The organism is Pedococcus sp. (assembly GCF_036000045.1).
GTDB lineage: Bacteria > Actinomycetota > Actinomycetes > Actinomycetales > Dermatophilaceae > Pedococcus.
Map to the genome: position 1 here is coordinate 39,994 of NZ_DASYGF010000083.1, position 12,072 is coordinate 52,065.

The 12,072-nt window shown below is 71.0% G+C and carries 11 protein-coding genes; all 11 read right to left on the reverse strand.

What is annotated here, in order from left to right:
• Window positions 1–167: 167 nt before the first annotated feature.
• The 11 genes from pyrF to efp all read right to left on the reverse strand — a co-directional run bounded on the left by pyrF (window position 168) and on the right by efp (window position 12,060).
• Window positions 168–1,034, reverse strand: a complete 867-nt coding sequence (pyrF, locus tag VGN50_RS12635; protein ID WP_327445157.1) for an orotidine-5'-phosphate decarboxylase — start codon at window positions 1,032–1,034, stop codon at window positions 168–170.
• The gene (locus VGN50_RS12640; RefSeq protein WP_414694599.1) at window positions 1,031–2,077 is read right to left on the reverse strand and encodes a dihydroorotate dehydrogenase; all 1,047 of its coding nucleotides are present in this window, start codon (window positions 2,075–2,077) and stop codon (window positions 1,031–1,033) included. Before VGN50_RS12640 ends, pyrF begins: the two co-directional genes overlap by 4 nt.
• Complete coding sequence (locus VGN50_RS12645; protein WP_327445158.1) at window positions 2,077–2,970, reverse strand: dihydroorotate dehydrogenase electron transfer subunit; 894 nt, start codon at window positions 2,968–2,970, stop codon at window positions 2,077–2,079. The genes VGN50_RS12640 and VGN50_RS12645 overlap by 1 nt, the downstream gene beginning before the upstream one ends.
• Entirely contained in the window at window positions 2,967–6,272 is a 3,306-nt protein-coding gene (carB, locus tag VGN50_RS12650) for a carbamoyl-phosphate synthase large subunit (protein WP_327445159.1), read from the reverse strand. The genes VGN50_RS12645 and carB overlap by 4 nt, the downstream gene beginning before the upstream one ends.
• The gene (gene carA, locus VGN50_RS12655; RefSeq protein WP_327445160.1) at window positions 6,272–7,468 is read right to left on the reverse strand and encodes a glutamine-hydrolyzing carbamoyl-phosphate synthase small subunit; all 1,197 of its coding nucleotides are present in this window, start codon (window positions 7,466–7,468) and stop codon (window positions 6,272–6,274) included. Before carA ends, carB begins: the two co-directional genes overlap by 1 nt.
• Window positions 7,465–8,061, reverse strand: a complete 597-nt coding sequence (locus VGN50_RS12660; protein ID WP_327445161.1) for a hypothetical protein — start codon at window positions 8,059–8,061, stop codon at window positions 7,465–7,467. The genes carA and VGN50_RS12660 overlap by 4 nt, the downstream gene beginning before the upstream one ends.
• Window positions 8,058–9,353 (reverse strand): dihydroorotase, encoded by a 1,296-nt coding sequence (locus VGN50_RS12665; RefSeq protein WP_327445162.1) that lies wholly within the window; start codon window positions 9,351–9,353, stop codon window positions 8,058–8,060. Before VGN50_RS12665 ends, VGN50_RS12660 begins: the two co-directional genes overlap by 4 nt.
• A complete protein-coding gene (locus VGN50_RS12670; protein WP_327445163.1) occupies window positions 9,350–10,300 on the reverse strand; it encodes an aspartate carbamoyltransferase catalytic subunit in 951 nt (316 codons plus the stop codon). The genes VGN50_RS12665 and VGN50_RS12670 overlap by 4 nt, the downstream gene beginning before the upstream one ends.
• Window positions 10,297–10,899, reverse strand: coding sequence for a bifunctional pyr operon transcriptional regulator/uracil phosphoribosyltransferase PyrR (gene pyrR, locus VGN50_RS12675; RefSeq protein WP_327445164.1), 603 nt, complete (start codon window positions 10,897–10,899; stop codon window positions 10,297–10,299). The genes VGN50_RS12670 and pyrR overlap by 4 nt, the downstream gene beginning before the upstream one ends.
• 169 nt (window positions 10,900–11,068) lie before the next feature.
• Window positions 11,069–11,482 carry a transcription antitermination factor NusB gene (nusB, locus tag VGN50_RS12680; protein WP_327445165.1) on the reverse strand — a complete coding sequence of 138 codons (414 nt, stop codon included), beginning with the start codon at window positions 11,480–11,482 and terminating at the stop codon, window positions 11,069–11,071.
• Between the two features lie 17 nt (window positions 11,483–11,499).
• Window positions 11,500–12,060 (reverse strand): elongation factor P, encoded by a 561-nt coding sequence (gene efp / locus VGN50_RS12685; protein ID WP_327445166.1) that lies wholly within the window; start codon window positions 12,058–12,060, stop codon window positions 11,500–11,502.
• Window positions 12,061–12,072 lie beyond the last annotated feature (12 nt).

A 12,072-nucleotide genomic window follows, 5' to 3' on the forward strand; every position in this document is an offset into this window, starting at 1 on the left:
TTGTGGATCGAGCTGGGTCGACTCGCACGGCCCAGGCTAGCGTTTCGCAGGCTCTTGCGCCTCGGACCAGACGTTTCGAGCATGGGCCCTGACTGTAGCAACCACGTGCGCGGGTTTCTCGCCGAGGAGGCCCGGTCGGCTCGATGTCCGGAATGACCGAGCTGTGGTCAGCGCAGGACGGCGGCCAGGTTCTCGCTCACGCGCCTGGCGCGGTCGCGCAGCGCGGCCACGTCGGGGCCCGCCGAGAGGACCTCACGGCTGCTCGAGGGCAGCACGTTGGGAAGCGCGTCGCCGAACACCCGGCGCAGGTCCTCGGCCGTACCGCCCTGGGCGCCGATCCCGGGCGCCAGCAGGGGGGCGTTGGCCCCGGCGAGGTCCAGACCGAGCTCCTGCACCGCGGACCCGACCGTCGCGCCGACGACCAGTCCCACGCTGCCCAGGCGCCCCTGCTCGCGCGCGCCGGCGTTCTCGGCCGTAGCGCCCAGCACCATCGCCTCGGCGACGCTCACCTCGCGCAGGCGCGCGTGCTGCACCGTGCGCCCCTCGGGGTTGGAGGTCAGGCCCAGGACGAACATCCCACGACCCCGCTCCGCGGCGAGGTCGAGAGCGGGCCGCAGCGACTCGAAGCCGAGATAGGGGCTCGTGGTCAGGGCGTCAGCAGGCGCCACGGCGTCCTTGCCCAGGTACGCCTCGGCATACGCGGCCATGGTCGAGCCGATGTCGCCACGCTTGGCGTCGAGGACGACCAGGGTGCCGCGCTCGCGCAGGGCCACGACGGCCTCCTCCAGGACGGCCACGCCACGCGAGCCGAAAACCTCGAAGAACGCCGACTGCGGCTTGACGACCCCGACGTGACCGCCGAACGCCTCCACGCAGGCCTCGGTGAAAGCCGTCAGCCCTGCCACGTCGTAGCCCAGACCCCAGGACTCCACGAGCGCCCGATGCGGGTCGATGCCCGCGCACAGCGGCCCGTAGGCGTCCATCGCCGCCCTGAGCCGCTCACCGAACGTCGAGCCGGTCCAGTCCGCGCTCATCGCGCCACCCTCTCGTGAGCCACGCCCACCGCATCGGTGAGTCGCTCGAAGCCCTGCTCCTGCAGCAGGTCGCGCAGCTCTCGGCCGACCCGCACCGGCGCGCTGGGGTCGTTGAACGTGGCGGTGCCCACCTGCACGGCGCTCGCGCCGGCGGCCACGAGCTCGAGAGCGTCACGGCCGGTGCGCACTCCCCCGACGCCGATGATCGGCACCGTGGGGAGCCGGCCCTCGCGCATGGCGGCCCTGGTCTGCCAGATCGCGCGCACCGCCACCGGACGCACAGCGGGACCGGACAGTCCTCCTGTCACCCCGGCGACCTGCGGCCTGAGCGCATCGGTGTCGATGACCATGCCCAGCAGCGTGTTGATCATGGTGAGCCCGTCGGCACCGGCCTTGACCGCGGCCTGGGCCACGCTGACGATGTCGGTCACGTCGGCGGTCAGCTTGGCGAACAGCGGCACGTTGCGAGGGAGCTGCTCGCGGACGAGGGCGACCACCTTGGCACTCGCCAGGGGGTCGCACGCGAAGACGAGCCCACGGTTGGCGACGTTGGGGCAGGAGATGTTGACCTCGACGCCGACCACCGCGTCGAAGGCGTCGCTGCCTCGCAGGACGGCGGCCACGTCGGCGAACTCACCGCTGGTGTTGCCCGCTATCGACACGAGGGCACGGGCGCCGCGCGCCTTGAGCCACGCGAGGTCCTTCTCGACGAACGCGTGGATGCCGGGACCCTGCAGGCCGATCGAGTTGAGCATCCCGGACGGCGTCTCCGCCATGCGGGGAGTGCCACGCCCGGACCGCGGGTGGGCCATCACCGACTTCGTCACGAAGGCCCCCAGCTCGCGCAGGTCGAAGAACCTCGCCAGCTCCTGGCCGTTGGCGGCGCAGCCGCTGGCGGTCATCATCGGGCTGGGCAGCGTCACGCCGCCGAGATCGACTGACATGTCCACGGAGGGCGCCGTGGACTGCTCGGCCGGCGTCGGCTCAGCCACCTCGGCCAGCTCGGCCTTGGACGTATGCCGCGTGGACGTGAACAGCCCCATCAGTGACCTCCCTGCCCCGGTGCGCCCAAGGCATCGTCGGGGACCCGGCAGGCCCCGCCCTCGAAGGCGTCCCACCGGACCCGGTCCCCCCGGAACACCGGGCCTTCCACGCAGCTGCGGACCATGCGCGTGACTCCGTCGTTCCCCGTCACGGGAAGGACACAGGTCATACAGACGCCCACGCCACAGGCCATGGACTCCTCGACGGCCACCTGGGCGACCGCTCCCTCTGCCGTGGCGATGCGCGTCACCGACTCGAGCATCGCCATCGGGCCACATCCGTAGACCACTGCTGCACCGCTGCGGCGGATCACCTCGGGCAGGACATCCGATACCCAGCCCTTGGTGCCTGCCGACCCGTCGTCGGTGGTGACAGTGACGGCGTCGGCGGCTCGCCGAGCCTCGACGACACCGAAGAGCTTCTGCTCCGTCGCGGCGCCCAGGACGAGCTCGACCGCACAGCCGCGTCCGCGCAGCGTCTCGGCCAGCCAGAACAGCGGCGCGCTGCCGTAGCCCCCGCCGACCAGGACGCAGGGCACTGGCTCCTTGGGCACCGGAAAGGGCCGACCCAGCGGGCCCACGATGTCGACCTCGTCGTGAGCGCGCAGGCCGGCGAGCCAGGTGGTACCCGCGCCCACGGCCGACACCACGATGTCGACCGTGCCGCCATACGTGCCCGACGGGCTGACCTTGTGGATCGAGAAGCAGCGCCGCAACAGGTGCGCGCCGTCCTCGCCGCCGATGGCCAGCGCCACGAACTGCCCCGGACGGGCGTGCTCGGCCAGACCCGGAGCCACGAAGGTGAGGTGGTGGTAGGCGCCGGCCCTTCGCGAGGCGATGAGCTCGCCCGTCACCTGGACGACGCCCGCACCCGTGGTCGAGGTCGCTGTCATGCCTGCCCCCGCACCCCGTAGAGGTCGAGGTCGCGGGCGTGCTCCTGCAGGGGCTTGACCGTGAACTCACCGCGCAGCTGAGCCTCGATCCCCTGCACCGCGGCCGCGAGCTCCTGGACGGTCGTGATGATCGGGCGGTCCATGGACGTCGTCGCGGCCCGGATGGCATAGCCGTCCGCGCGCGCGTTGGAGCCCGAGGGCGTGTTGACCACCATGGCCACCTCACCGGCGAGGATGAGGTCGACGATGCTCTGCTCCCCCGCATCACGCTCACTGTGCTTGTGAACCACCTCGGAGGCAATCCCGTTGCGGCGCAACACATCGGCGGTGCCCGAGGTCGCGACGATCGTGAAGCCGAGGTCGGCGAGGCGCTTGACCGGGAAGATCATGGCGCGCTTGTCGCGGTTGGCCACGGAGACGAAGATCCGGCCCTCCTTGGGCAGTCCCGAGCCCGCGCCGAGCATGCCCTTGGCGAACGCCGTGCCGAAGTCCTGGTCGATGCCCATGACCTCGCCGGTGGAGCGCATCTCGGGACCGAGCAGGCTGTCGACGACCTGTCCCTCCCGAGTGCGGAACCGCTTGAAGGGCAGCACCGCCTCCTTGACCGCGACCGGGGCGTGGCTCGGCATACGGCCACCGTCGCCCTCGGGCGGCAGGAGGCCCTCGGCGCGCAGCTCCTTGATGCTGGCGCCCAGCATGACGCGGGCGGCCGCCTTGGCGACCGGGACTCCGGTGGCCTTGGCCACGAACGGCACCGTCCGCGAGGCACGGGGGTTGGCCTCGAGGACATAGAGGATGTCCTGTGCGAGGGCGAACTGGACGTTCATCAGCCCGCGCACCCCGATGCCCTCCGCCAGCTGCAGGGTGGCCTCGCGGACCCGCTCCAGCTCGGCCACGCCCAGAGTGACCGGCGGCAGGGTGCACGCCGAGTCGCCGGAGTGGATGCCCGCCTCCTCGATGTGCTCCATGATCCCGCCGAGGTAGAGGTCGGTGCCGTCGTAGAGGGCGTCGACGTCGATCTCGATGGCGTCGTCGAGGAACCGGTCGACGAGGACCGGGTGCTCGGGGCTGGCCACCGTGGCGCGGGTGACATAGCCGGACAGGGTGTCGTCGTCGTAGACGATCTCCATCCCGCGGCCGCCCAGGACGTACGAGGGCCGCACGAGGACCGGGTACCCGATCTGCCGTGCCACCTCGACCGCCTCGGGGGCGCTGTATGCCGTGCCGTGCTTGGGAGCGGGCAGCTTCGCCTCCGCGAGCACCCGACCGAACGCGCCGCGGTCCTCGGCCAGGTCGATGGCCTCCGGGCTGGTGCCGACGATCGGCACGCCCGCGTCCTTGAGCGCCTTGGCCAGGCCCAGCGGCGTCTGGCCGCCCAGCTGCACGATGACGCCTGCCACGGGACCGGCCTGCCGCTCGGCGTGGACCACCTCGAGGACGTCCTCGAGCGTGAGCGGTTCGAAGTAGAGCCGGCTGCTCGTGTCGTAGTCGGTGGAGACCGTCTCGGGGTTGCAGTTGACCATCACCGTGTCGTAGCCGGCCTCGCGCAGGGCGAAGCTGGCGTGGACACAGGAGTAGTCGAACTCCACGCCCTGGCCGATCCGGTTGGGACCGCTACCCAGGATGACCACGGCTTCGCGCTCCCGCGGCTCGACCTCGGTCTCCTCGTCGTAGGCGCTGTAGTGGTAGGGCGTCTGGGCCGCGAACTCCGCCGAGCAGGTGTCGACGGTCTTGTAGACCGGTCGCACCCCGAGAGCGTGGCGCACCCCCCTGACCACGGACTCCGGCAGCCCCCGGAGAGCACCGAGCTGGTGGTCGGAGAACCCGTGGCGCTTGGCCAGGCGCAGCAGCTCCGGCGTCAGCTCGGGGCTGGCCGCGACGCGGTCGGCGATCGCGTTGACGAGGGCGATCTGGTCGAGGAACCACGGGTCGATGCCCGTGGCGGCATGCACCTGCTCGACGGACAGGCCACCGCGCATCGCCTGCTGCACCGTGACGATGCGGCCGTCCGTGGGCGTCCGAGCGGCCTCCAAGAGGGCCAGCGCCTCGCTGCTGCTCGGCGCCGGACCGTCCCAGTGGAACGTGCTGTCGCGACGCTCCATCGAGCGCAGGGCCTTCTGGAGCGCCTCGGTGAAGTTGCGGCCGATCGCCATCGCCTCGCCCACCGACTTCATGGTCGTGGTGAGGGTCGGGTCGGCGGCCGGGAACTTCTCGAACGCGAACCGTGGCACCTTGACGACGACGTAGTCGAGCGTCGGCTCGAAGCTGGCCGGCGTCTCCTGCGTGATGTCGTTGGGGACCTCGTCGAGGGTGTAGCCGATGGCCATCTTCGCGGCGATCTTGGCGATCGGGAAGCCGGTGGCCTTGGACGCGAGTGCGCTCGACCGGGAGACCCGGGGGTTCATCTCGATGACGATGATCCGGCCGTCCTCGGGGTTGACCGCGAACTGGATGTTGCAGCCGCCGGTGTCGACGCCGACCTCGCGGATGACGGCGATGCCGATGTCGCGCAGCCGCTGGTACTCCCGGTCGGTGAGGGTGAGCGCCGGGGCCACGGTGATCGAGTCGCCCGTGTGCACACCCATCGGGTCGAGGTTCTCGATGGAACAGACGACGACGACGTTGTCGGCGTGGTCGCGCATGACCTCGAGCTCGTACTCCTTCCAGCCGAGGATGGACTCCTCCAAGAGCACCTCGGTGGTCGGGCTGTACTGCAGACCGGCACCCGCGATCCGGCGCAGGTCGGTCTCGTCGTAGGCGAAGCCCGACCCCAGACCACCCATCGTGAAGGATGGGCGCACCACGACCGGGTAGCCCAGATCGGCTGCGGCAGCCAGGCAGTCGTCCATGGAGTGGCAGATGAAGGAGCGGGCCGACTCGGCACCACAGCGCTCGACGACACCCTTGAACTTCTCGCGGTCCTCGCCGAGCTGGATGGCCTCGACGTTGGCACCGATCAGCGGGCAGCCGTACTTCTCCAGGACACCCGACTCGTGCAGGGCGATGGCGCAGTTGAGCGCGGTCTGGCCTCCCAGGGTCGCGAGCACGGCGTCGGGCCGCTCGCGGGCGATGATCGCCTCGACCACCTCTGGGGTGATCGGCTCGACGTAGGTCGCGTCCGCGAACTCGGGGTCGGTCATGATCGTCGCCGGGTTGGAGTTGACGAGGATGACGCGGATGCCCTCCTCGCGCAGCACCCGGCAGGCCTGCGTGCCGGAGTAGTCGAACTCGCACGCCTGGCCGATGACGATCGGCCCGGAGCCGATGACGAGGACGCTGCTGAGGTCGTTGCGCTTGGGCATCAGGCGCGGTTTCCCTTCTCCATGAGCTGCACGAACCGGTCGAACAGGTAGGCCGCGTCATGCGGACCCGCCGCGGCCTCCGGGTGGTACTGGACGGAGTACGCCGGCAGGTCGAGACACTCCAGGCCCTCGACCACCCCGTCGTTGAGACAGACATGCGAGACCCGCACCCGGCCGTATGCCGTGCCGTCGGCGTCGCTGGGCGCAGTCACCTCGCCGTCGGTCGGCGCGTCGACCGCGAAACCGTGGTTGTGGGCCGTCACCTCGACCTTGCCGGTCGTGCGGTCCATGACCGGCTGGTTGATGCCTCGGTGGCCGTACTTGAGCTTGAAGGTGCCGAACCCGAGTGCGCGGCCGAGCAGCTGGTTGCCGAAGCAGATGCCGAAGAAGGGGATCCGCGCGCCGAGGACCTCGCGAAGCACAGCCACCTCGCGGTCCGCCGTGGCCGGGTCACCCGGCCCGTTGGAGAAGAACACGCCGTCGGGGCCGCCGTCGCCCCCGACCGCCCGGATGTCCTCGAACGTCGACGTGGCCGGCAGGACGTGCACCTCGATGCCCTGCTGCGCCAGGAGCGTCGGCGTCATCGCCTTGATGCCGAGGTCGAGCGCGGCGACGGTGAAGCGCTTCTCCCCGACAGCCGGGACGACGTACGGCTCACTCGTCGTGACCTCGGCTGCGAGCGCGGCGCCCGACATCAGCGGGGCGTCGAGCACCGCCTCGGTCAGCTGGGCGACGGGCGAGCCGGCGCGGTCGCCGGAGAAGATACCCACCCGCATGGCGCCGCGCTCGCGCAGGTGCCTGGTCAGGGCGCGGGTGTCGATCCCGCTGATCCCGACCACACCCTGGGTGCGCAGCTCGTCCTCCAGGGTGCGTGCGGAACGCCAGCTCGAGGGCCGCAGGGCAGGATCGCGCACGACATAGCCGGCCACCCAGATCCGGCGCGACTCGTCGTCCTCGTCGTTGACGCCGGTGTTGCCCACGTGAGGCGTGGTCATGACGACCACCTGCCGGTGGTAGCTGGGGTCGGTCAGGGTCTCCTGGTAGCCGGTCATGCCGGTCGAGAAGACCGCCTCGCCGACGGTCTCGCCGACCGCGCCGTAGGCCTGGCCATAGAAGGCGCGCCCGTCCTCGAGGACGAGCACGGCCGGCTCGCCGTCGAGGATGCGGTCGAGGTCCAGCAGGGCGGACGCAGTCATGCGGTCGGGTCTCCTTCGGGGGCGGGGGTGTCGGTCGCGCCGGTGTGCCACCACAGGGCGGACTCGATCGTGTCGACGTCGGCGCGGAAGCGCGGTAGGAAGCCCGTCTGGTAGACGTCACCCTCGGGCGTCTTCCACTGCAGCACGACCATGCGGTTGGCGCCGATGAACTTGCCCGCCATGCCGCGGTCTCGGCGCACGGAGACCAGGCGTCCCGCGGGGATCACCACCGTGGACTCGCCCCGCCGGTCGATGCGGACGAGCTGGTCGGCCTGGCCCCGGTTCACGGTGAGCGTCGCCTTGGCCCGGTGGCCGAGCCCCTCGACGGTCACCCGCTCGAGACGGCTGGCGGCCGTGGTGGTGCTGACATAGGTGCCCTCGACGACGACCTGCGCGGTGCGGTCGTCCTTGACCTTCGGCGCGGGAGTGGGCGGGGCATGGTTCGGGTCGGCGGAGTCCTCGGTCCGGCGTCGCTCGGCGGCGATGGCCGCCGATGCGTGCTCACGGCCCTTGCGCACCCACGCGGCATACAGGAGCGCATAGATGAGGCCGAGGGCGACGAGCATGACGCCGACGGCTTGCAGCCTGCTCACGTGAGGGCTCCCTTCTGGGCGGTGACTCGGCCGCGCAGGACCGTGGCGTGGACGGCACCCTGCAGGGTGCGGCCGTGCCAGGGGTTGTTGCGCGACAGCGACAGCGAGGCTCCGCGGTCGACCGTGACCTCGGCGGACGGGTCGACCAGCGTGAGGTTGGCGGGGGCGCCGACCTCGAGCGCTCGGCCGTGGTTGGGCAGACCCGCGATGCGGGCGGGGTTCTGGGACATGATGCGGGCCACGCCGGCCCAGTCGAGCCGTCCCGACCGGACCATCACGTCGCTGACCACCGAAAGGGACGTCTCCAGGCCCACCATGCCGAAAGCAGCGTCGACGAACGCGTGCTCCTTGTCGTGGCGCGCGTGCGGGGCGTGGTCGGTGGCGACCGCGTCGATGGTGCCGTCGGCCAGGGCCTCGCGCAGCGCGTCGACATCCTCCTGGGGCCGCAGCGGCGGGTTGACCTTGAACGTGGGGTCGTAGCCGGCCAGCAGGTCGGTGGTCAGGACGAGGTGGTGCGGCGTGACCTCGGCGGTCACCGAGACCCCCTGGGCCTTGGCCCAGCGCAGCACCTCGACGGTGCCGGCCGTGGAGACGTGGGCGACGTGCAGGCGGGACCCGGTATGCCGCGCGAGCATGACGTCGCGCGCGACGATGGACTCCTCGGCGATGCCAGGCCAGCCCGGCAGGCCCAGGCGGCCGGAGAGCTCTCCCTCGTGGGCGCAGGCCTGCGGCCCGGCGAGGTGCGGGTCCTGGGCGTGCTGCGACACGACGCCGCCGAAGGCCCGGACGTACTCGAGGGCGCGCCGCATCACCCTGGCGTCGTGGACGCAGCGGCCGTCGTCGGAGAACACCGTGACTCCGGCCCGTGAGCGGTGCATGAGCCCCAGCTCGGCGAGCTCGTCCCCGCCCAGGCCTTTGGTCACGGCTCCGACCGGCACGACGTCGACCAGCCCGGCGGCCCGGCCCAGGTCGAGGATGCGCTCGGCGGCCTCGGCGGTGTCGGTGACCGGACTGGTGTTGGCCATGGCGAGGATGGCGGTGAAGCCGCCGACGGCCGCAGCGGCCGACCCGGAGGCGATCGTCTCGGCATCCTCTCGCCCTGGCTCGCGCAGGTGGGTGTGCAGGTCCACCAGCCCCGGAAGCACGACGAGCCCGTCGGCGTCGAGGACGTCCCAGCCGCGTGAGCCCTTGGCCCCGATGGAGCCGATCTCGACGATGACGCCGTCCTCGACGAGGACGTCCTGGGCGCCCGCGCCCGCGAGGTCGGCACCGGTGACCAACAGTGCGCTCACGAGGACACCTCCTCTCCGGCCAGCAGGTGATAGAGCACGGACATCCGCACGGCCACCCCGGCGCTCACCTGGTCGAGCACCAGTGACTGCGCCGCGTCGGCCGCGTCGGCGGCGATCTCGAGGCCGCGGTTCATCGGCCCCGGGTGGCAGATCACCGCGTCCGGGTTGGCCGCGACGAGCGCGTCGAGCCGCGCCCGGGTCAGGCCGTAGCCGACGGTGTACTCGCGGGCCGTCGGGAAGTAGCCCCCGCTCATCCGCTCCCGTTGCACGCGCAGCATCATCACCGCGTCGACCGTCGGGAGCACCTCGTCGAGGTCGTGCGACAGCGCGAAGCCCTCGGTCGCCGCCCAGGTGGTGACGCCGCTGGGCATGAGCGTGGGAGGCGCCACCAGCGTCACCCGCGCACCGAGGGTGCGCAGGGTGATCAGGTTGGAGCGGACCACCCGCGAGTGGGTGAGGTCGCCGACGATCGCCACGTGGCGGCCCTCGAGACTGCCCAGCCGCCGCTGCATGGTGTAGGCGTCGAGGAGGGCCTGCGTCGGGTGCTCATGGGTGCCGTCGCCGGCGTTGACCACGTGGGCGTCGACCCACTGGCTGACCTGGTGGGCAGCGCCGCTGGCCGGGTGTCGGATCACCAGGGCGTCGACCCCCATCGCCGCGACGGTCATGACGGTGTCACGCAGTGACTCGCCCTTGGAGGTCGAGGAGCCCTTGGCGCTGATGTTGATGACGTCCGCCGACAGCCACTTGCCCGCGATCTCGAAGCTGCTGCGGGTGCGGGTCGAGTCCTCGAAGAAGAGGTTGACGACCGTGCGGCCGCGCAGAGTCGGAAGCTTCTTGACCTCGCGGCGCTGCACGGTGTGCATCTCGGTGGCGGTGTCGAGGATGGCGCCGACCTGGTCGCGGTCGAGGTCGGCGGAGCTGAGCAGGTGGCGGCGCGCGGTCATCGGGCCTCACCGCCGCTGATCGTGACCTCGTCCTGGGCGCCATCGTGCTCGGTGAGCCGGACGCTGACCCGCTCCGAGCTCGAGGTCGGCAGGTTCTTGCCCACGTGGTCAGCCCGGATGGGCAGGTCGCGGTGCCCCCTGTCCACCAGCACGGCCAGGCGCACCGCGCGAGGGCGGCCGAGGTCCGACAGCGCGTCGAGGGCGGCCCGCACCGTGCGCCCGGAGTAGAGGACGTCGTCGACCAGGACGACGACCTTGTCGTCGATGCCCGATCCGGGGATGTCGGTGTGCAGGGGGCTGCGCGTCGGCTGGCGCCGCAGGTCGTCGCGGTGCATGGTCACGTCCAGGGCCCCCACGGGCACCGGACGGCTCTCGACCGACTCCATGACCCCGGCCAGCCGGTGAGCGAGCGCGACGCCGCGGCGCGGGATACCCAGGATGACCAGGTCCTCGGCACCCTTGTTGCGCTCGAGGATCTCGTGGGCGATGCGGCGCAGGGCACGGGAGACGTCGGCCGAGCTCATCACGGTGCGCACCGACGGGTCGTCGGCGGCGGGGACCACCGGAGCGGTCTCAGGTGCAGCAGAGTCAGGACGCATGGCGGCGCCAGGACCTCCTTCCCTGCCTCACAGGACAGGTCGTTAAAGGATGTCGGTCGCGGGCCACTCTAGCGGCTGCCGTCAGCCGAGCCGCACCCGGCTCCCTGTGTCGGTGCCGAATCGCCCGGATATGCCGAAGCTCGGGCACCGACCGGGGCGGGACGGCAGCTCACGCCAGGGTCGGCTTGACCTCGGCCAGGCGCCCGAGGAGGCCGTTGACGAACTTCGGGGAGTCGTCGGTCGACAGGCTCTTGGCCAGCTCGACGGCTTCGGAGATGGCGACGCTCTCGGGCACCTGCGCGGCATACAGCACCTCGAAGGCGCCCAGCCGCAGGATGGCGCGGTCGACGCTCGGCATCCGCTCCAGGGACCAGCCCTGCGAGTAGGTCGAGAGCAGCTCGTTGATGTCGGTCCAGTGCTCCACCACACCCTCGACGAGGTCGGCGGTGTACTGGTTGAGCGGCGCCTCGGTGACCGGCTTGGCGAGCCGCTCGGCGAGCAGGTCCCGCGCGTTCATGCCACGCTGCTCGGCCTCGAACAGCAGGTCGACGGCGCGCTTACGGGCTTTGCTTCTAGCAGACACAGTGTCCTGGCTCCGATTTAGTTCACGCGGCCGAGGTAGGAGCCGTCGCGAGTGTCGACCTTCACCTTGGTGCCCTGCTCGAGGAACAGCGGGACGTTGATCTGCGCGCCGGTCTCCAGGGTCGCGGGCTTGGTGCCACCGGTGGAGCGGTCACCCTGCAGGCCCGGCTCGGTGTAGGTGATCTCGAGGACGACCGAGGTGGGCAGCTCGACGTAGAGGACGGTGCCGTCGTGGGTCGCGACCTGCGCGGTCTGGTTCTCCAGGAGGTAGTTGGCGACGTCGCCGACAGTGGCCTCGGGGATGTGGATCTGGTCGTAGGTGTCGCCGTCCATGAAGACGTAGTCCGACCCGTCCTTGTACAGGTACTGCATGTCGCGACGGTCGACGTTCGCGGTCTCGACCTTGACGCCGGCGTTGAAGGTCTTGTCGACGACCTTGCCCGACATGACGTTCTTGAGCTTGGTGCGCACGAACGCCGGACCCTTGCCGGGCTTGACGTGCTGGAACTCCACCACGGACCAGAGCTGGCCCTCGAGGTTGAGGACAAGGCCGTTCTTCAGGTCGTTGGTCGATGCCACAGGAGGAGTCGC